Here is a 21,353-nt window from a genome sequence, read left to right as displayed (position 1 = left end):
GCCGTGAACCCATTATAGGGACCGATAGCGTTATTATGCTCTGCTGATACAGTCAGGGTATGCGGGTAGAGTCGCTCAACGGTAGTTGGAAGTTCCATCAGTCGGAGACCGATCGCTGGTTCGATGCATCGGTTCCCGGCGGAGTCTACACGGACCTCTTCAATGCAGGTGAAATCCCCGATCCGTACTACGCTGACAACGAACTCGACCTTCAGTGGGTTGGGAAATCCGACTGGGTCTATCGGCGCACCGTGACACTGGACGATGACTTCCTCGACGAGGATCGTATACGCTTGCGCTGTGCAGGCCTCGACACCGTCGCGACGGTACGTATCAACGGTGAGATCGTGGGTGAAGCCGCTAACATGCACCGCAAATACGAGTTCGATGTCGACGACGTCCTCACTCCAGGAGAGAATCAGATAGCGATCGCGTTCGATTCGCCTATCGAGTACAGCACTCGCCGCTCGACGAACCACGAATACCGGGTCCCAACACTTCGGTATCCGATCGACCAGCCGGGGCGAAACTTCATCCGGAAAGCCCAGTGCCACTACGGCTGGGACTGGGGGCCGTGTCTTCCGACGGTCGGTATCTGGCGAGATATTGAACTCTTGGCGTACTCCGAACCGCGAATCGAGTACACGAAGACCGCACAAGATCACGATGTCGAGGGAGTTGACCTCGACGTGACCGTCGGTCTCGATGCCCCGTCCGACGACGAAGTGATGCTCACTGCCGAGGTTGCAGGTGCGGCGACACGCGAAGTCGTCGATGTACCCGAGGGGCACACCGAGGTACCGATCTCTTTCAACGTTCCCGACCCCGATCTCTGGTGGCCGAACGGGTACGGCGACCAGCCGTTATACGATCTCACCGTCGCTATCGACGCAGACCCCGAACTGGTACCGGATGACATGGACACGATGACAGCCGACGGCGGTGTAACGACGGACGCCCCCTCACATGAAACCACTACCCGCCTCGGATTCCGAGAGCTTGAACTCGTTCGCGAACCGGATCGGGAGGGTGGCGGCAAGTCGTTCCAGTTCGAGGTCAACGGAGTACCGGTGTTCGCAAAGGGAGCCAACTGGATTCCGTCCGACGCACTGTATGGGCGGGTCACGCGCGATCGATACGATTCGTTACTGGACAGCGCCGCCGACGCCAACATGAATATGATTCGCGTCTGGGGCGGCGGGTACTACGAGCGCGACGGTTTCTACGAGGCCTGTGACGAACGCGGACTGCTCGTCTGGCAGGACTTCATGTTCGCCTGTGCACTGTATCCCAGCGACGAAACGTATCTGGAGTCCGTCGAGGCAGAAGTCCGGTATCAGGTTCGCCGGTTAGCGGACCATCCGTCGATCGCGCTCTGGTGTGGAAACAACGAGGTCGAAATGGGCCTCGAAAGCTGGTTCGATGATGCCGACGAACTGGAACAGTTAAAGCGGAACTACGAGACGCTGTTTTACGACGTGATCGGCGATGCCGTCACCGAGGAGGACGCGACCCGAACGTACTGGCCGGGATCGCCGTCGAGTGGGACCGGGATGCAAGATCCCTATCAGACGGATAAAGGCGATATCCATTACTGGAATGTCTGGCACGATGGCGCGGACTTCGACGAGTACGAAACGGTCGAACCGCGGTTCGTCTCGGAGTTCGGATACCAGTCGTTCCCCTCGGTTGACGCTCTCTCAGCCGTGCTCCCGGACGAGGAGCTTAACCCGACCGCGCCGTTGATGGAGCATCACCAGCGAAACGAGGACGGCAATCGAACGATACTCCAACGAATGGCCTCATCGTTCCGTATCCCGTTTAGTTTTGAGGACTTCGTCTACCTCAGCCAGGTGCAGCAAGCTCTCGCAATGAAAGTTGCTATCGAACACTGGCGGCGACTAAAGCCAAATTGCATGGGCACGTTGTACTGGCAGTTGAACGACCTCTGGCCCTGTGCGTCGTGGTCGTCCATCGAATACGGCGGCGATTGGAAGGCGCTCCAGCATATCAGCCGTCGCATCTACGCGCCGGTCCTCCTCTCGACAACCACGACCACGGGTGACGATGGTGTCGAAATCTGGCTTACGAACGACGAACGCGATCCCCTCACCGGGACAGTCACCATCGAGGCCTCTTCTTTCGACGGAGAACTCGTTGGCAAGGTCGACGAGAGCGTCTCTGTCGAAGGGCTCGGAAGCGATTGCGTGGCAACTATCGATGCAGATCAGTTGATCGACGGTATTCCTCGAGAAGAAGCGTTCCTCAGTGTCACATTCGACGGGAGCGACGAGACATATCCAGCGTTCGAGTTCTTTGAGGAGTACAAGCAACTTGACCTTCCAGAACCGAACCTCGCCACCTCCATCAACGAGAACGAGGTGACGATTGAGACGGACGCTGCCGCGCTGTTCGTCACGCTTGACGTTCCGATCGCCGGCCGATTCTCAGACAACTACTTTCACCTGCGGCCCAATGAGGAGCGAACGGTCGCGTTCGACGCAACGGAGTCATCCGACGATCTTGAACAGAAACTCACCCAAACTCTGTCGTTGACCCATCTCCGAAAAACGTACTAACGAACAGCACCTTGGGGACGAGCCCGAACCAAGTCCACCCCGATGGAACCTTCGACGACCGAAGCGAGTCGTTCTCGATCGGCCCAACGTAGACGACTGCTGCTCCGATAACGGTCGTACAATCGTCCCGATTCATCGAACCCGATGTCACGGTACGCCTCGATCGCGGCAGCCATGTCAGTTGGCCCGTCGTCGTGCCACGTCTCGGTGAAGTTGTCGGGAGTGCCTGCAACATCGCGGAAGTGGACGAAGTTGATTCGGTCAGTAAACCGGCGGATCGTCGCCGGCACGTCGACATCCATCGCCGAGAAGTTACCGTGGCAGAACGTGATACCGTTGTACTGCGAGTCGGCAATATCGAGAACGCACTCATACGCCCCCGGAGAGTTGATAATGCGCGGCATCCCGCGACCGTCTCTGGTGAGAGAATCGTCGGGGTGCAGTCCAAGTTTGATGCCCGCTTCCTCGGCGACCGGAACGACACGCTCGAGGAAGTAGTCCAGATTTGCCAAGCGTTCGTCGGCCGTCGTCGAGCGTGCTGTGGCAGGCAGGTCTGCGTCGCATCTGGTCGTCGCTGTACGAGGTGGTGAGTGAATCACCTCTGCTTGGCGCCGTGACGGAGGTCCGAACCCACCGTAGTCCTGCCATCCAGTCGTAATACACGACATCGATATCGAGTTCACCGAGATTCCGCAGCAATTGGCAAAACTCGTCGATTTCGTCGTCTCGACCGTCCTTCGCAAGGCGCGTAGTATCGATTAGCAGGAGGCTTCTCTCGAACGCGGCGGGTTCGATCCCGTGGTCACGAGACCTGTTGACGATGCGGAGCAGTTCGTCGTCTTCTGACGATCACCGACCGTCGCCGAGTTCGAGCGAGTGATACACGGCGTGGTCGACCCGATTTGCTTTGCTTTCTCCCATCGTTCATCGGGTATCGGTGGGAGAACGAGAGCGAGTTGCACATGAAATCTCCGGCAGAAATGCGTTCGACTGCTAGCTGAGTTCGTGTGCTGATCGTGGCCGCCGTCCTCGGGACTGGCCTTCTGTTCCGCTTTGCCACTATCCGTTTTTCGATGGCTCAGAACCATATTGTCCCGTGGCATGAACTCGCACAACTCTACCCCCAGCAGGATGTTCTTCGGTCGATTTTCGGTCCGTGTGTTTCTGTTAGTGGCTCTACACCGTAATAGCGTGTCAACTGGATAGATGGATTTTGCGAAAGTACCGACAGCGGCTGGCTTTGGGACTCCTCAGGAACTGAGTTTAACACAAAGATTCAATAATATTGTTCTTCCATTATTGGTCGGAGTCTGGAAATGTACAAACGACGTGACGTACTCAAGTCCTCTGCGATAGGGACTACGATGGGTATTGGCGTACTGGCGAGTAGTTCGACGACAACTGCGACTGGAGCGTCGTTCGGCGACGGTGTTAATCTCCAACCCGCCTACTACTGCAGCGGCGAGCAGGATCTGGGATGGGATCTAATGAACGAATATCCTGATATCGAAACCGTCCGCATCGAAATCGAACCACCGACTGGCGGTGAGACAAGCGCGACTCTCTCAGACATCCGGCGGTGGATCGATGAGGCGAACGCCAATGGATACCAGGTCATCGCGACCTATCACCACTGGCCGTCAAACGGATCTGGGGACCCACAGGACTTGCAAGATGCAGCGAACTGGTGGGTGGAAAATTACGACTACCTTTCGCAGAACTCCTCATTCACGATCAATCTCCACAACGAGTGGGGGACACATGAGGTATCAGTATCTGAGTACGGCAGTGCGTACGATAGCGCTCTCAGTAAACTGCGCGACAGCAACTACGACGGAACCGTGATCTGTGACGTACCCGGATACGGGCAGGAACCACAGATTGCTGCTGACAGCGTCGATTACATCGGTGACGACAACATTGCGTTCTCTGTTCACGTGTACGCGAAGGCATGGAACGAGTACGCGGGAGAGCCGCTGAAGAAATCTCCCCTCGACTATCTGAACTCGAACCAACCCTATCCGTGTCTGGTCGGAGAGTTCGGCCCGCTTGGACCGGACGACCGGACGGATTGGTCAGCAGTCGTCGATCATGCGAAGGAACTGGGCTGGCCAGTACTCGGTTGGGCTTGGAACGGTGACGGCGAGTCCGACCCCATGAACATGATTTCGCCGTTCTGGGGCGACGATTGCAGTGCAACATCCTACTCAAAGACTTCGTATTTTGACACCGTGTACAATAAGCTGAGCGGCGGGGGTTCTGGTGACGGAGGAGGAAGGGGGACAACGACTCAGTACCTGAACGCCGAGTATTATTCGCTCGATGGTGTTTCGACGGCAACGAGTCGGACGGACTACTGGGGCGACGCATACGTTACGGGCTTTGACAGTTCAGGCGACTCCGTCACGGTGAACTTCGATGCGGTGACCAGCGGCGAACGAACCGTCAAAATTCGGTACGCTGCTCCCTATGACGACAAGGAGTGCAATCTGTACATTAACAGCCAGTCCGTTGGACAAGCGCTGCTCCCGTACTCGACCTCGTTTCAACAGACGGACGCAGGAACATACCAGTTCGTCGAGGGGTACAACGAGATCACGATAGAGAAAGGGTGGGGGTACTACGATATCGACGCAATCATCGTCGAGTGAAAACAGAACTCGTTGAGTATCCGAATAACACGACGTGGAGAGATCGTAGGCTTTTGATTTCAAAAGAAACGATCTCAGCTATCGAACTAGGGAAAATCTTGCCGAGTAGTATTTTGCTTGTGATTGCCGGTCGGGCCTAGAACACGAATTAGAGGCACTGTCTAGTTGAGCCAGTTTGAGAAGTGAGCAGGTCGTACTGTTGAGTTGGTTGATGCTCGCAGACCTGCTCAGCGAGAGCTATGAGATGGATTTAGAAGAATCTTGGGAGAACGAGCGGACGGCGACGCCTGGCAGGGCGTTCGCCGTCCGCCTCCATCAGATCGGTTGTTCGCTTCGGGAGACAACAACGATTCTCGCTGAATTAGACGTTGAACGCTCTCACGGAGCGGTCTGGAACTGGGTTCATCGGCTGGCTGACAGCGAACGCGACCCGCCGACGGCATCGCCGTCGCGGGTCGCTGTCGACGAAACTGCTGTCAAGATCAACGGCGAGTGGTCTTGGCTATACGCTGCAATAGACATTGAGACAAAGGTGATTCTTGACGTTGCATTGTTTAGTCGACATGGCACTGATCCGGCGCCTGCGTTTCTGCAGAAATTTCGCGAGAAACACGACCTCTCCGAGACTGAGTTTCTCGTCGATCAATTTGGCTATCGGACTGCCCTCGCTCGAGTCGGACTGAGCGGTCGGGTCAACTACACCGACCGAAACCTCATCGAAAACTGTCCCGTTTCGAGTATTTAAATCCGATGTCAGGCCGTCATGTTCGGCCTGATGACCGAAACGGTTCATACCCTGACACAGCGTTCTTCTGACCAGAATCTCAGCGGAGGGAGTTGTCAGTCAGCCACGACTGCAAGCGAATTTTACTCGCTGCTCGACGAAGTCGACAGCGAGTTCATCGCCGAGCAGTTCGATATCGGCACCTACACGAACAAGCACGACTTTGAGAACCATCTCAAGGTCGGCGTCTTCGAGGGCATCAATCCGTCTGACTCGCTCGCTGAACTTGCCGAGAAAACAGCCACACATGATCAGCTCGAGGAAATGGCTGCATCAACGTTCTCCCGGCGAACGAACGACCGCGACTACCGCGCGGTCGTTCGTCTCTTCTTCGAGCTACTCCATTCGCCCCAGCTGTATCACCAACGCAGTGTTCAGCGCAAGCGGCTCGAATGGCTCGATCGAGCAGTTGTCGCTCTCGACGGAACAAATCTCGCTCTCACTAGGTCGGTCGCTGTTCCAAGTGAACTGCATGACAGCGAAGTCATTGATGAGATTAAGCCAGGTGACCGTGGCCTCAAATTCAACTTCGCTGCACGTGTGGACGGACACGCCAAGCAGCCTCTTGGCGTGTCTGTCACAGCGGGCGAAACACGCGAACCAACTCAGTTCGACCATCTCCAAGGCGATGTCGAGGTCTTCGCAGACCTCGACTCGCCAATTCGCGTGTTCGACCGTGGCTATCTCGACTATGACCGTTTCTGTGCGCTGAAAGAGCGTGAAGAGGACTTCGTGTGTTTGTTGCAGTCAGATTCTCGGGTCGATGTCCTGGAGCGAATCCAGGACATCGACATCACTGACGAAGCAGGGACACGACACGTACGCGACGACTTGATTGAACTGGCCGAGACCAGCGAAACGTTTCGGCGGATCGTATTTGAGGACGTGGATGGAGAGGAGATAGCGTATCTAACGACGCTATCTCCGGAGAAGTACGATCCTGTGGACGTGATGAACATCTACACGCTTCGGACGTTAATCGAGATTCTGTTTCGTGAGCTAAAGCAGTATACGAACATCGAGAACTTCCATTCACAATCGGTAAACGGCGTGTTGTTCGAGTTGTTCTGTACGCTGATTGGTTACGTGCTGGTCGAGTGGTTCCGGCACTGCCACCCACTTCGGGGTGGCGTGCCGGAAGCAGTCCGTCTCATTCGTACACGCTGGAACAAGTCGCTTCCCGTGTACGGGTGAATCATCTGATAACGCCGTGAGAGCGCCGCCGCAGGAGCGGCGGCACTCTCCAGACAGGTGATTACCAAGCTATTGAGGCTGAGTCTGGACGATTGCGGCTGGTAGATTACGTCTTCGTCCCTTTGAACTGCTTTGCGATCTGACAGACCATAGTCTCTTGCGTTGTTGCTTGCTCGGTAACCTTATCACGTCGAAACGGGACAGATCGAAAAGTGGTTTCACACCCTCAAAATGCGTATCGACCGCTTCCATAATTCATGGGTGGGCAGTCGGGCGAGCGTCCGCGAGTGGCTTGAACAGTTCGTGCATTACTACAACCACCAAAGACCGCATCAAACTCTCGATGGAAACGTGCCAGTCGAGGAGGTGCAGAACTAGACAGTGCCGTAGATTCGATTGGATTTGCAGATATATGTACTGTACTTGACCGGTATTCACCCAGCAACAGGTTCTGTTACTCAGAGTGCGAACGGAGCACCGATTGGATCCTCGAAACCAATGCTGCTACCTCCTCTGGAGAGCTCGTCGATACATCGACTTCGACGGAGAAGGTGATCGAATCAAGCTCACTGTCAGGAGCTCCAGACCTCGCAGTCTGGATGGCTTCTTGTCCGCGACTTGTGATGACTGTTCGACAATACTGATCAAAATCATCGGTGACCTCGACACGGGTTGGGTATCCTTTTCGGCCATGAACGAATGACCCGAGTCCGGCATGATGCAGTGTTTTTAATAGCAACAGTACGGCCCGCTCGGTAACCGTTGACTCAATTGCGTCTTCGAGCGCTTCCTGGGTGATTTCCTTCTTGATCGATTGCTTCGCCAGTACCTCGGGGAGCGGTTCGTTCGTGGAGATCGTTTCGATCACGGTCCGATACGGTTCGTATTGCTCGATACCCCGTCTGAATGCCCTCTCAACCGACCAATCGCTATCCTCAGCACTCGCTTCGATCATGATTTCTGTGGAGGGTTTGAGTTCGCCATCATGTTCAGAAACAAACCCAAGCTTCTCACCGTACTCAACCGTCTCGTGAAGTGTTCGGTCACCGCTATCGAGGCGTGTTTGTAGTGAATTGGTGGCTAAAGGGCCTTCATCGGTAAGCATCTGACATAGTTGGATCAACAATGCAGGATCTGCCCGTGATGGAAGTCTATCAGTCATGTATACACTACCAGCGCTGGTCGTCATAGTATTATGGAGACCGAAAAAGAGATCATCCACTTTCCCGAAATTCGGTCGAATTGGGTCACTTAGCCGACGTGCTCAAAATAGAGAGGAATCAAAGACGACCACGACCCGTGTCCAAATTGTCACTGATTTATTCCCTTGGTCATCTAATGAGATGGCACGATGCAAGAAACGACACTCTCCGGATCATACGGAGAGATGGGAAGACAGTACGGGGAACAACTTTCGGCGGTAAACTTCTCACCACCTCCGGCCTCTGATGAGAAGCTCGCGTTCATGCGCGCCTCGGAATCGAGCGTGGAGGAGCATATCCCCTACTTGCTCAATGAGTTACGCAGCATGGCTGATGCTGGAGCGTGGAATACCGAGCTGATCAAAGCTGTGCCCCTCGCGTTGACAATCGAATCGGGATGCTCCGTCGTGGCGGTTTCTGGTGAACGAACCGCTCATGGGGAACCGTTGTTTGGACGCAACTACGACTTCTATGCCTCGTTCGCTCCGTTCTCTGAATTAATCCGAACAACGCCAGAAAACGGCCATCGCCATATCGGCGTCACCGACCACTGGACGGGGAGACACGATGGGGTTAATGAGGCTGGGTTGGCCATCGGCCACACCTTCGTCCCAAACCGCGGAGAGCAACCGGGCGTGATGTTCGCCCTTGCGGCCCGTGCTGTGCTCGATACATGCGAAACGACCGAGGAAGCGTTAGAATTTCTTGAACGTATCCCCCACGCCCGGAACACCAACTTCCTCGTCGCAGATTCCACCGGTTCCATGGCAATCGTGGAAGCGAGCCCGGAGCGAGTCGAAGTCACACGCCCGTCGAATGGATTCGCCGCGATCACCAACCATTTTCTCTCCGAGTCGATGGACGACCTCCAACCGAACGAGGAGATCCATCCAAATAGCGAACAGCGGCTGGGCCATCTCAAGCGGTTGGACGAGGAGGATACGCTCACGATGGAGATGCTTCAATCAACGCTGGCCGACCCGGATGCAGGTGCGTGTGCCTGTGGTTCCGATGACGATGATGACCCCATCGAAACGCTCTGGTCGTGGACTGCAGAATTGGGTACGCCGTCAGTGGAGCTCGCAGCGGGAAGACCAGATATTGGAGAGTTTACCCAAGTTCCAATCCAATGATTCGTTCCCGGTAAAGCAGTTTAGGGTACAAATTGTCTACAATTCTGAAACATCCGTGCGTATATGCAGCACGACCACAAGAACACCTCTCTGAACTGGTAAAAGCTCCTGCGGTCACTTCGCACATGTAGTGATCAGTAGATTCACGCGAATAAATCTCTAAAGAAGAGAATTTCAACAGAGCCAAATCGTTCAAAGAAGACTATTCGTTCCTGCGAGAGTCACGCACCGCTAACGTGACGGTAGCTCTTGCCCAATCGAGGAATTACCAACGACAAGTTACACAGTACCTCAGGGCGTTCCAACTCAGCGAGACTATACCAAAAATTGGGTCGAACGCTTTCAAACATGCTACCCGAGCAGTTCTCTGAGATTACCAACATACTACGGAAGAGCGTTTAGCGTTATTCTGGGTAGCGTTCTTGAGTCAGCACCCGGTTAAATACTAAGTATATATCGCTTCTTCGTTTTTGAAATACATTATTCTGTGTCAAACACTTCCGTATTGTCTGCAGCTAGCTCACTCGCTTCGATATGCGAATACATTTCAGAAGTCGTCTGCGGGTCAGCGTGACGCAACGTCCGTTGTGCTGCAGCGGCCCCGCGCTCACGATAGAGTTTCTCGCCGACGCCACGGCGAGCACCGTGCAGCGTGAGATAGTCACCATCCTCCAGATCTAAGCCTGGCACCGCCACCTCTTTCGAAAGACGTTTCAACAATGTTCGAGCACCCGAGGTACTCATCGGCGGCGGTTGGATGCTTTTCTCGAGCATGAAATCCCACGTGTCGCCATCTGGTTTGTCGTATCCCGCGTCCTCAATCCGACTGTACAATGACGGCGGATGACGAGAGGGGAACACGGGCCACGAATCGGTCGGCGGATCGACAAGTGTTCGAAGTCGTCGCAACGGTTGGATAGTCTGGCCCGGGAGCCCAACCTCTTCGTGCGGGTTCTGGCTCTTACCAAGAACCGTGATGACACTGTTTTCGAGATCCACGTCGCCCCATCGAAGCCCGTTCCGGCGCTCGTCGCGATAGTCTGCGAGAACTTCGGAACCCCGAACGCCGGTGTAGGCGAGGACATGGACGATAGCTCGATTCCGTACTGGCTCGAACGGGTCAATGTTGTCAGCCTCAATCGCCTCGCGTGCACGCTTATCGGTGAACTCGGTAATTGCCTGTCGTTGCTCGGGCGACCAGAACTGTTGATCCCCGCTATTGGTTCGCGAGTTCGGCAGCAGTTTCGTTGCTTTCCGTTTCTCTGCGGGATTTTCGACACGGTATTCGACTTCCACAGCCCACGAGAGGAAAGCCGAGATGTAGTTGTAGTAGGTGCGAGCTGTCGACGCAGCGATCCCGTTGTCGCTGCGGGCCCGGCGTTTGAGAGACGAGGCGTAATGGCGCATTGTCAGTGCCGTAATATCTGTGATCGTCGTCACGTTTCGGTCCGCACACCAATCGATCCACATTTCGAGGATGTACTTGAGATTCTGGCTGTAGTTCCCTTGTTTCTCCGTAATGAACTCGTCCGTGGCGTCTTCGAGCGGAATTTTCTCATCTGAACTGTAATTGCTATCTGCCATCGACGTAGCTTCGTAGAGGGCATCAAGGTTCAAAATACTACCGCACATTATTGGCCTAATGTGCAGTGTACCTTCCCAATCCATGATATCGAAGATACAACCCGTGGGGAGACAGATACCGGGCATCTCACGCTAACTAGATTGGATATAAATCACATTACGCGATATAGAATTTGCTGACCGATGCAAAGCAGAGTCCGGTAACGAGTTCACAGCGGATCACGGTTCTACTAATAATCTAGCTCACTACAGCCGATTCTCCCCGAGTTGGGCGATAAGACATCCAAACCTGGAGACGCCAACCGGCACTCGAGGTCCGGGTTTTCGACGGTTGCACCATAACTAGGAATAATATGGGGAGTAATCAGCCGGTATGGATTCGACCCTCAGACGACGACGGTTGCTGCAAGCACTGAGTGGCGGTGTTGCAGCAAGTGTCTCCGGTTGCACTGACCAGGGTGACAGCGGCGCGCTCGAAATGACGGTTCCACGGAGCATCACGAATATCAGCCCGATCCAAACGCCATCGAAATACGCGAACTTCGTTCCGATCCGGATGCTGTACTCGCAACTCTCTCGGATCACTTACGACATGGAACGCGAGGACGACCTCGCAACGGGGTGGGAAGAGCAAAACGACGACCTCACCCGCTGGGTAGTCACCATTCGCGATGACGCTACGTTCCACTACAACGGTGAGTCCGTTACTGCCGAAGATGTCGTTCACACATACAAGACGATCGTCGAAGGCGGCTATCCGGGGACGGGCAATCTCGGCGGAATAATCGAGACCAACCGCGTCGACGAGTTCACCGTCGAGTTCGAACTCGATCGTTCGAACCCGGATTTCCCTCGCTATCAAGCGCTCGCTTGGGCGTCGATCGTTCCGAAAGAAATCCTCGAGGGAGACCTCGAGTCGCTCCAAACCGAAGCGTACGGTAGTGGACCGTTCGTTCTGGACTCGTTCCCCGGCAACGACGAGATTACGCTGCGCCGAAATCCGGAATTTTACCTGACAGATGCGGACGGAAACGCGCTCCCCTACGCGGACGAACTCGTGCTCAGTCACGTTCCTGATGCTGGGACGGAAGTCACGCGCCTCCAAAATCGAGAGATCGACGTGATACACCGAACGGATACCTCGCAGTTCACTCGTCTCGAGTCGATTTCTCACGTCGAACCACAGCGTGTGACCGCCGGTAACTTCGTCGCGTTCGTCATGAACACCGACCACGAACCGTGGGACGATGTCCGGGTGCGGCAGGCGATGAAACACGCGGTAAACCGGGAGGAGTTCGTCGAAAGCGTCCTTCAAGGATACGGGACGGTCGGGCAGGACTCGGTACTCGCACCGCTGTTTCCGTTCTACGCGGGCCTCCCGGATCGATCGCAGGATCTCGAGCGAGCGCAGGAACTCCTTGCCGAAGCGGGCTATCCGGACGGATTCCACCTCACCGAAGACTTCGGCATCACGTTTTACACGCCGACGGAGCCTCCGGAACAGCTGAACGCGGCGCTTCTGTTTCAGGAACAGTTCGGCGAAATCGGCGTCGAGATGGAACTCGAGCAGGTGAGTTACGATATCTTCGAGACGGAGATCTGGGGAGAGAAACCGACGTATTCGGTCCACTACGGAACGTATCTGAACGAAGACCACCTGTTGAGTAATTTGATCTGGTCGGAAGGGTCGTGGTGGGACGAGAACAGGTGGGAAAACGAAGAAAAGGACGAATTGATCGAACGAGCCCGACGAACGACGGACGGGAATGAGCGAAGCGAATTGTACGAACGAGTACAGGAGCTCATGTACGAAGCGGGCCCGTACGTAATTCCGTTCCACATGGAGAACCTCGGAGCGAACGCGGCGCGGATCGAGGGTTGGGAGCGCCACCCGATGTTAGGACACGACCACCTGGAGAGAGTACGCTCGACCAACCAATGATCCGTGCAACTCGCCCGCGACGCGGCCCGCTCGGACGAAGCAACGGTCGTAGCGCACTCGATCAAAACGCGATCGGTTTCGAGCGTCTCAAAGACGGACGGACGAACGGGTGGCAACAAAGATGAACTCGTTTCACCGGTATCTCCTCAAGCGATTGGCATACGTGCTCCTCAACCTGGTCGGGCTGTCGGTGGTTGTGTTCTGTATAACGGTGGTGCTTCCGGGGAACGCAGCCGAAACGATTCTCGGACGATATGCGACCCCGGAGAACGTTGCCACCCTCGAGCGCGATCTCGGGCTTCATCGTCCGCAGTACGTTCAATACCTCGACTGGGTCGGCGGATTCGTGACGGGCGATTGGGGGACGAGTTTTCGGCACAACCGGCCGGTGTTCGATCTCGTCGTAACGCGCGGTATTCGATCGGCGTATCTCGCCGTGATTTCCCTGATCACGATCGTCGCGGTTTCGATTCCGGCTGGGATTATCGCTGCAGTCTATTCCGAGAGCACTCTCGATGCCGGAATTACCGGACTTGCGTACGTTGGAATCAGCGTTCCCGAGTTCGTTACGGGAACCGGGTTGCTCGTCTTGTTTGCCGGCCCGGTATGGAGCGTCTTCCCTGCCGGCGGATATACGCCGCTTTCAGCGGGCAGACTCATTGAATGGGCTTCTCACCTCGTGTTGCCGGTGATAACGCTGACGTTCCTCTCGATCGCACAGCTGGTACGATTGACGCGGACCGAGATGATCGAGACGCTTCGGTCCGAGTACGTTCGGACCGCTCGACTGAAGGGGCTCGACGAACGGACGGTCGTTCTGAAACACGCGGTGAGGAACGGACTGTTACCGACCGTTACCCTGCTAGCGATGAACGTCGGGTATCTGGTGGGCGGTGTCGTCGTCGTCGAAGAGGGGTTTGCGTATCCGGGATTGGGGCGCTTGCTCGTCGGGGCGGTTCTCCACCGCGATATACCCGTGCTGCAGGCGACCGTTCTTCTGGTGGCAGGTATCTACATGTTCGCCAATCTCGGGGCCGACCTGCTCTACACCTATTTTGATCCGCGCATCAGCTACGGTAGCTCAACGAGGTGACCGGTGATGGGGAGCCAACATACTGGAAGACGGAGTACGGCCGAAAACGCGCTGTGCGACCGGTTGAAGAGTGGCTTGTGCGAGGTATTCGCAAATCGGCGGTGTGCGATCGGAATAGCGATACTTGCACCGATCGTCTTCACAACGGTTCTTGCGCCGGTTATCGCACCGCATAACCCGACTGAAACGCATATGGGTGCGCAGTTTGCCGCTCCGGGCGGCGAGTTCCTCCTCGGAACGGATCATCTCGGACGGGATCTGCTCTCCCGGGTACTGTACGGCGGCCGATCGAGCCTCGTGCTCGGATTCGCTGCGGCGGGGGTATCGATGCTCGTCGGCGTCCCGCTCGGACTCGCGTCCGGGTATCTCGGCGGCCGCATCGACGAGGGCGTCATGCGGCTACTGGATATGTTGCTGAGTATTCCGTCGCTCTTGCTCGCGCTACTGATCGTCGCGTTGCTGGGGTCGGGCCTTCTCAATGCGGTTCTTGCGATCGCCGTCGTGTACACGCCGCGGATCGCTCGCGTCGTCCGAAGCAGTACGCTCGCGGTGAAACAGGAAGAGTTCATCAAAGCTGCGGAGGCGCGCGGCGAATCGCGGGTGTACATCTGCTTCGGAGAGATTTTGCCGAATATCCTCTCGCCGGTTATCGTCGAGGGATCGATTCGGATCGGGTTCGCGATTCTGATCGGCGCGTCCCTTTCGTTTCTCGGATTAGGAACGCAACCGCCGACGCCGGACTGGGGGTACATGATCTCGATCGCCCGTGATCACCTCTGGAGTACGACCTGGTACTGGTTGTGGCCGAGTCTCTGGCTCGGCCTTACCGTCTTCGGCTGTAACCTCCTCGGAGACGGCTTGCAAGACGTTCTCGACCCAAAATCACACGTGTCAAAACGACCGTAATATGTCAAAACAAAACCACTCAGTTGTTCGAGACGAAGGAAAGAGCCTCATCGATGTCGAATCGCTCACCGTAACGTACGACACGCCGGACGGTAACGTACATGCGCTCCGTGATGTATCGCTGTCGCTCGACCGGGGAGAAACGCTCGGCATAGCCGGAGAGAGCGGAAGCGGAAAAAGCACGCTCGCGCTCGCACTTCTCGACTATCTCGACGAAAACGGCCGGATTACGAGCGGATCCGTACGGTACGACGGACGGCGAATCCACGACTTCTCGGCGGATGAACTGCGAGCGTTGCGCGGAAACAGCCTTGCACACGTCCCGCAGGATCCAAACACAGCGTTGAATCCCGCATTACGTGTCGGTGAGCAAATCACCGAGACCATCCGAGAGCACACGGATAAGACGGCACGAGCGGCCCAAGAGAGGCTGTACGAGTTGCTGGAGACGGTTCAAATAGGCGACGCCGCGTACACTGCCGACCAATACCCACACGAACTCTCCGGCGGCATGCAACAGCGCGTCCTCATCGCGATGGCGCTCTCGTGCGATCCGGACCTGCTGATCCTCGACGAACCGACGACCGGGCTAGATGTCACGACGCAGGCGACCGTTCTCGATCTCGTTCGAGACCTCAACGAATCGTTCAACACAACGATCGTGCTCATCACGCACGATCTTAGCGTCATCGCGAACACGTGTGAGAAGGCGATGATCCTCTACGCCGGTGAGGTCATGGAAACGGGCCCTGTTTCACAAGTGTTCAATTCACCTGCACACCCCTACACGCAGGGGCTTCTCGCGGCCGTTCCACGCATCCGAGGCGAGCGAACGGTGAACTCGGTTCCAGGACAAACACCGGCCCTTACGGAAATCCCCGAGGGCTGTGTATTCGCGGATCGATGTGCGTTCTCCACTGCCGACTGCCGAGTCGCGCCGATAGACATGACCGCCGTGGATAGCGACGGTGAAGCACCGCATCGGACGCGGTGTTGCCACTGGGAAGACGCAGTTTCGGATCCGATCGAACCCGAAACGGTATCGGAACGGACCCGCAGGGAGACGTCGTCGGACGGCGACCCACTGCTCGACGTATCGAACGTGACCAAGTACTTCGATACGCCCACGTTTCTCGATCGAATCAGTGGTGGCGATCCGCCGGTCAAAGCCGTCGATGGAGTCGATCTATCCGTGAAGAGAGGGGAAACGCTGGCGCTTGTCGGCGAAAGCGGTTGTGGAAAGAGCACGCTCGGTGCCTGTCTGGTGGACGTACTAGAGCGGACGAGCGGAGAGATTACGTTCAACGGGGACCGCCTTGCCGATTTGCGCGGTTCCGCTCGCGACGAGTTCCGCTCAAACGCACAAATCGTCTTCCAGAATCCCCACTCGAGTCTCAACCCGCGAAAGCGGATCGGCGATCAGTTACACCGAGCCGTAACATCGCTCACCAATCTCGATCGGACGGCGCGGCGCGATCGAGTCGAGGAACTGCTCGACCACATCGGCCTCGATAGCAGCCACACGGCGCGCTATCCGCACGAACTCTCCGGCGGCGAAAAACAACGCGTCGCGATCGCGCGGGCGTTCGCCGGAAACCCTGCGTTCGTCGTTCTCGACGAACCGGTCAGCGCGCTCGACGTGAGCGTGCAAGCGAACATCCTCGACTTACTCGACAGGCTCCGCGAGGAATACGATACCTCGTATCTGTTTATCAGTCACGATCTACGCGTCGTCAAACACAGTAGCGATCGGGTGGCCGTCATGTACCTCGGAAAAATCGTCGAAGTCGGCTCACGAGAATCCGTCTTCAACCCGCCGTATCACCCGTATACAAGGGCGCTCCTCTCTGCAAATCCGGGTTTAGACCCGGAAACGGACACAGAACGAATCCAACTCGACGGGGATGTCCCAAGCGCTCGCGATCCACCGACCGGCTGTCCGTTCCACACGCGTTGCCCCCAGTATATCGGCGAAAAATGTGACCGGCAGGAACCGGAACTCGCGCCCGTCGAAACGGCGGACGGCGACACGCATCACATCGCATGTCATTTGAGCGCCGACGAACTCGAGGACGGCCCGGAGTTGTGAGCGTCTCGCCGACGACCGACGACCTATCGAGCCGCGCTCTCGAGTGCGCGCCTGAACTCGTCGGGGACGGAGATGCTACTGGCTCCGTTCACGGGAACACAGACGCGATGTTCGGTACCCTCGAATACGATCGTTCCGTCGTGGACGGCCCGATAGTGAAAGCGAAGGCTCGAGTCACCGACAGTCGTTTGCAGTCGAATATCGACCTCGTCGCCGCCGCTGACCTGTCCCGTGAAATCGAAATTCATCGAGACGAGCGGGATGCCGATTTCGTGGACGTCTATGAGGTCCCACAGCGGCCAGCCGATCGACTCCAAGAACAGTTCGGAGGTCTCGTGAATCGCCTCGATCAGCCGCGGATAGTGAGCGATACCGAACGGGTCCGTATCCGAGAAGCGGACGGTCCAGGTGCGCGTGAAACTCATTTCCAACAGTCGGTTGGCAGTATTGCAGCCGGTATAAGGATAGTGATAGTGGCAGCGATGCTCGATGAGCGATCGGGACCGACCGCGAAGAACGAATCGGACGCGACGGTGATCGCAAGTCGGTTACTGCGGCTCGAACCGGTAGAAGACGCGGTCGTCGTCGGTCGGCCCGTCGATGTCGACGATCTTCAGCGAGACGGGATCGCCGATCTCGAGGTCGGAGTAGGCCGCGTCGTCGATACGACCCGAGAGCTGGACGGGGCCCAGGTCGACGACGCCGACGACGTATGGAACCTCGTGCTCGCGCAATCCGAGCGGAAGCCCGCCGCGGACCGCTGAGAAGGCAAAGAGTTCACCGTCGTGCGGAAGGTCGACGTACTCGAGGGCGTCTCCGGTACACTCGGGACAGACGATCCGTGGCGGGAAGTGGATCGCGTCGCACTCGGTACATCGCGTCGTCGTGAGCTGTCCCGCTCGAAGATTGTCGTAGAACTCGTGAATCTGGGTCTGGTCCGCCGTCTGCAGGTCGTAGAAGTCGAGCAGTCGGGGGAACTCGATCTCCGAGGGGACCGAAACCTGTTCTCGCTCGTCGTCGGTCGAACTGTCTGTCATTGTGGATCACGGTCGAGGACCATGACGCTGTGAACCGAGCCGCTGCCGCTGAGATTGTGGATGAGACCGGTCGTTGCGTCGTCTACCTGCCGGTCGTTCGTCACGTCGCCCTGGAACTGCTGGGTGATTTCGAGGGCCTGCGAGACGCCCGTTGCACCGAGCGGATGGCCGCAGCCGAGGAGCCCACCGCGCGGGTTGACTGCAACGTCGCCGTCGAGGTGACTGCGGCCGTCCTCGATGAACTGGCCGCCCTCGCCGCGCTCGGCGAAGCCGAGTTCTTCGTACTCGATGATCTCACTGATCGAGAAGCAGTCGTGGACCTCCGCAACGTCGATTTCGGCCAGTGGGTCGTCGATTCCGGCCTGGTCGTACGCGTTCTGCGATGCCTTGCGGGCCTGCGGCCAGCCGCTGAACGACGGCAGGTTGTTGATCGAGTTCCCCGCCATCGTGGACTGCCCGCTGCCGGTGATCCAGGCTGCGGTGTCGGTCACCTCGCGGGCTTTCTCCTCGCTCATCAGGATCGCGCCGGCCGCACCGTCCGTGATACCGCTGCAGTCATAGAGGTGCAACGGCGGCGCGATCTCCGGCGAGTCGGTCACCTCGTCGGAGTCGACCGTCGACTGGAACTGGGCGAAGTCCGTCCGGGAGGCGTTCGTCTTGTTCTTCGCGGCGACCAGCGAGAGCTGCTCGCGGGTCGTCCCGAACTCGTGCATGTGACGCTGGGCGTACCACGCGAAAAACGGCGGCGCGGCCAGCCCGTTGACGCCGTCGAACTCGCGGTCTAAGACGTTCGCCATCGACGACTGCACCTCCGGCATGTGCTCGCGCCCGAGGTTCATCTTCTCGACACCGAGTACCAGCGCGACGTCGAGTTGGCCGGCCGCGATCGCCAGCCACGCATATCGCAGCGCGGCCTGCCCGCTCGCACACGCGAGTTCAGTTCGGGCGATCATTTCGTCGACCTCGATTCCGAGGAGCTCGGCGACCATCGGCGCGACGTGGGTCTGGTTGGCAAAGCGTTCGGGTTGGACCGCGCCGACGAACAGCCCCTCGATGTCGTCAGGGTCGACACCGGGAACCGCGTCGAACGTCGCCTTGCCGCCCTCCTGTGCGAGGTCTTTCCAGGTTGCGTCTCGTTCGCCCCAGTTTGCCTGTCCGCCGCCGACGATGGCAACGTTTCGCGTCATCGCACGCTCACTCTCCCTCGAACTCGGGGTCGCGGTTCTCTCGGAACGCTGTGACGCCCTCGTACATGTCGTCGGTTGTCGACAGCAGCGCGAACGATTGCTTCTCCATGGCGAGTGCCGCATCGAGGCCGGCTTCCTGCCCCTCGTTGATGACCTGTTTTGCGGCCTTGAGCGCGATCGGCGGTCCCGATACCAGATCGTCGACGATGTCCCCGACGACGGTTTCGAACTCGGCTTCGGGAACGGCGTGGTTGATCACGCCCCAGTCCTCGGCCTGTTCGGCATCGATCTGGAGCCCGCGGAAGATCAACTCCTTCGTCCGAGCCTCGCCGACGAGCCGCACGAGGCGCTGGGTCGCACCGCCGCCGGGAATCAGTCCCAGCGTTGTCTCGGGCGTCCCGATCGTCGATCCCTCGGTCGCCACGCGGATGTCACAGGCCAGCGCCAGTTCGATACCGGCCCCCAGGCAGAAGCCGTCGATCTTCGCGACCGTCGGCCGATCGAACTCGGAGACCGTCCGGAAGACCTCGTCGACATCCATGATGTCGGTCGGTTCGCCCGCGGTAAAGCCGGTGATGTCCGCGCCGGAGCTAAACGCCTTGTCGCCCGCGCCGGTAAAGACGACGCAGGAAACATCGTCGGTGTCGACCTCGGTGAGGAGGCGGTCGATTTCCATGAACACGTCCTCGGACATCGAGTTCATCCGCTCCTGGCGGTCGATCGCGACCTCGAGAACGCCGTCGTCGTCGATGTCCCAGTCGAGGTAGTGATACGGGGGATCGACGCGGTAGTCGTAGAAGCCTTTGCCGGCGTCTTCGCCGGTGAATCCGTCTTCGACGAGTTCGACGAGGTAGCCAGCCGGTTCGTAGCGATCGGCACCGTGGGTCTCGTGCAGCGTTTCGAGTTTTTCGAGGACCGTATCGAGTCCGAGTCGGTCTCCCCGGCGGCAGACGCCTTCGGGGAAGTTCCCGCCGAGTCGGAGGCCGGTATCGATCGCGTCGGGCGTGGCAACGTCGTTGCCGATGAGCCAGGCGGCCTTGTTGATCATCACGGCTTCGGTGCGGAGGGTGTCGAAGTCGGTGATATCATCGGGGTTGTAGTCGACGCCGTCACCGTTTTCGTAGTCGTAAAACCCCTTCCCGCTTTTCTTCCCGAGGGACTCGTTCTCGACTTTCTCCGCGATAACTGGCGGGACAGGCTGATCCGAGGCGTCCCGGAAGTGGTAGGCGATGTCGATGCCGCCGAAGTCGTTGAGTTCGAACGGACCCATGGGATAGCCCCGTTCGTAGACCATCGTCGCGTCGGCCGCCCGAACCGTCGTTTCGTCGTTCGACAGCATCCAGGCCGGTTCCTCCATGAACGGGACGAGGACGGTGTTGACGACGAAGCCGTGGACATCCTTGCGGACGTAGATCGGCGTTTTGTCGATCGATTCGGCCCATTCGTAGGCGAGTTCGGCCGTCTCGTCGGTCGTCGCTTCGCCGTAGGTGACCTCGATGAGGTCCATCTTCACCGGCGGATTGAAAAAGTGGAGTCCGACGACCTGTTCGGGTCGGTTCGTCGCCGACGCGATGGCAGATATCGAGAGGCTGGAGGTGTTCGACGCCAGAATCGCGTGTTCGGGCGCGTGTTCATCGACCGTCGAGAACGTGTCCTCCTTGATGTCGAGTTGCTCCGGCACGGCCTCGATATTGCTCAGATCGGAAGAGCGTCGTGTAGGGAANCGCTCTTCCGATCTGAGCAATACTCATCGAGTTGCCCCTTCTCCGCGAGCTTTTCGACGCTCCACTCGATGTTGTCGTACCCGTCTTCGACGAGTTCCGTTTCGATGTCACGGATCGTAACGTCGTAGCCGCCGAGGGCGGCGACTTCGGCGATACCGTGACCCATGCTACCGGCTCCAAGAACCGCTACTCGTTGGACTGTCTCGCACGTCATCACGGCCAACTCTGTCATACTTCCACATAGGTCT

15 protein-coding genes and 2 pseudogenes are annotated in these 21,353 nt (G+C 57.6%); 10 read left to right on the top strand and 7 right to left on the bottom strand.

Annotation, left to right across the window (positions count from 1 at the left end; translation table 11 throughout):
- The first annotated feature begins 59 nt into the window (after nt 1–59).
- Nucleotides 60–2,579, top strand: a complete 2,520-nt coding sequence (locus C484_RS00555) for a beta-mannosidase (protein ID WP_006824031.1) — start codon at nt 60–62, stop codon at nt 2,577–2,579.
- On the opposite strand, the gene C484_RS24515 is transcribed toward C484_RS00555, so the two are convergent.
- Entirely contained in the window at nt 2,576–3,034 is a 459-nt protein-coding gene (locus C484_RS24515; protein ID WP_394295289.1) for a mannonate dehydratase, read from the bottom strand. The genes C484_RS00555 and C484_RS24515 overlap by 4 nt on opposite strands.
- On the bottom strand, nt 2,949–3,374 hold the full coding sequence (locus C484_RS24820; RefSeq protein ID WP_394295288.1) for a mannonate dehydratase: 426 nt from the start codon (nt 3,372–3,374) through the stop codon (nt 2,949–2,951). Before C484_RS24820 ends, C484_RS24515 begins: the two co-directional genes overlap by 86 nt.
- 692 nt (nt 3,375–4,066) lie before the next feature.
- Here C484_RS24820 and C484_RS00545 point away from each other — a divergent pair.
- The 4 genes and pseudogenes from C484_RS00545 to C484_RS21840 all read left to right on the top strand — a co-directional run.
- A complete protein-coding gene (locus tag C484_RS00545) occupies nt 4,067–5,230 on the top strand; it encodes a CBM35 domain-containing protein (RefSeq protein WP_239640887.1) in 1,164 nt (387 codons plus the stop codon).
- A 211-nt stretch (nt 5,231–5,441) separates the two neighbouring features.
- Nucleotides 5,442–5,951, top strand: a pseudogene (locus C484_RS00540) (IS6 family transposase); the annotation flags it as partial.
- A 54-nt stretch (nt 5,952–6,005) separates the two neighbouring features.
- The gene (locus tag C484_RS00535; RefSeq protein WP_049914935.1) at nt 6,006–7,208 is read left to right on the top strand and encodes an IS4 family transposase; all 1,203 of its coding nucleotides are present in this window, start codon (nt 6,006–6,008) and stop codon (nt 7,206–7,208) included.
- 198 nt (nt 7,209–7,406) lie between these two features.
- Nucleotides 7,407–7,586: pseudogene (locus C484_RS21840) on the top strand (integrase core domain-containing protein); the annotation flags it as partial.
- A 76-nt stretch (nt 7,587–7,662) separates the two neighbouring features.
- Here the strand turns inward: C484_RS21840 and C484_RS00530 are convergent.
- Nucleotides 7,663–8,370 (bottom strand): hypothetical protein, encoded by a 708-nt coding sequence (locus C484_RS00530; protein ID WP_152422631.1) that lies wholly within the window; start codon nt 8,368–8,370, stop codon nt 7,663–7,665.
- A 189-nt stretch (nt 8,371–8,559) separates the two neighbouring features.
- Here C484_RS00530 and C484_RS00525 point away from each other — a divergent pair, with 189 nt between their 5' ends.
- A complete protein-coding gene (locus tag C484_RS00525) occupies nt 8,560–9,543 on the top strand; it encodes a C45 family autoproteolytic acyltransferase/hydolase (RefSeq protein WP_006824024.1) in 984 nt (327 codons plus the stop codon).
- A 480-nt stretch (nt 9,544–10,023) separates the two neighbouring features.
- Here the strand turns inward: C484_RS00525 and C484_RS00520 are convergent, their stop codons facing one another.
- Nucleotides 10,024–11,127, bottom strand: a complete 1,104-nt coding sequence (locus C484_RS00520) for a tyrosine-type recombinase/integrase (protein WP_006824023.1) — start codon at nt 11,125–11,127, stop codon at nt 10,024–10,026.
- Nucleotides 11,128–11,500: 373 nt separating this feature from the next.
- Between C484_RS00520 and C484_RS00515 the strand changes: the two genes are divergently transcribed.
- The 4 genes from C484_RS00515 (at nt 11,501) to C484_RS00500 (ending at nt 17,157) form a co-directional block, all read left to right on the top strand.
- A complete protein-coding gene (locus C484_RS00515) occupies nt 11,501–13,069 on the top strand; it encodes an ABC transporter substrate-binding protein (protein WP_239640886.1) in 1,569 nt (522 codons plus the stop codon).
- A 121-nt stretch (nt 13,070–13,190) separates the two neighbouring features.
- Complete coding sequence (locus C484_RS00510) at nt 13,191–14,162, top strand: ABC transporter permease (RefSeq protein WP_006824021.1); 972 nt, start codon at nt 13,191–13,193, stop codon at nt 14,160–14,162.
- A 192-nt stretch (nt 14,163–14,354) separates the two neighbouring features.
- A complete protein-coding gene (locus C484_RS00505) occupies nt 14,355–15,068 on the top strand; it encodes an ABC transporter permease (RefSeq protein WP_006824020.1) in 714 nt (237 codons plus the stop codon).
- A 1-nt stretch (nt 15,069) separates the two neighbouring features.
- Nucleotides 15,070–17,157, top strand: a complete 2,088-nt coding sequence (locus C484_RS00500) for an ABC transporter ATP-binding protein (protein ID WP_006824019.1) — start codon at nt 15,070–15,072, stop codon at nt 17,155–17,157.
- Nucleotides 17,158–17,180: 23 nt separating this feature from the next.
- On the opposite strand, the gene C484_RS00495 is transcribed toward C484_RS00500, so the two are convergent.
- The 3 genes from C484_RS00495 to C484_RS00485 all read right to left on the bottom strand — a co-directional run bounded on the left by C484_RS00495 (nt 17,181) and on the right by C484_RS00485 (nt 19,381).
- A complete protein-coding gene (locus tag C484_RS00495; protein WP_006824018.1) occupies nt 17,181–17,582 on the bottom strand; it encodes an acyl-CoA thioesterase in 402 nt (133 codons plus the stop codon).
- A 123-nt stretch (nt 17,583–17,705) separates the two neighbouring features.
- Complete coding sequence (locus tag C484_RS00490; RefSeq protein WP_006824017.1) at nt 17,706–18,194, bottom strand: Zn-ribbon domain-containing OB-fold protein; 489 nt, start codon at nt 18,192–18,194, stop codon at nt 17,706–17,708.
- A complete protein-coding gene (locus tag C484_RS00485) occupies nt 18,191–19,381 on the bottom strand; it encodes a thiolase C-terminal domain-containing protein (protein ID WP_006824016.1) in 1,191 nt (396 codons plus the stop codon). The genes C484_RS00490 and C484_RS00485 overlap by 4 nt, the downstream gene beginning before the upstream one ends.
- Nucleotides 19,382–21,353 lie beyond the last annotated feature (1,972 nt).

The sequence above is a fragment of the Natrialba taiwanensis DSM 12281 genome, assembly GCF_000337595.1.
Lineage (GTDB): Archaea > Halobacteriota > Halobacteria > Halobacteriales > Natrialbaceae > Natrialba > Natrialba taiwanensis.
This window is presented reverse-complemented; position numbering and strand designations above follow the sequence as displayed.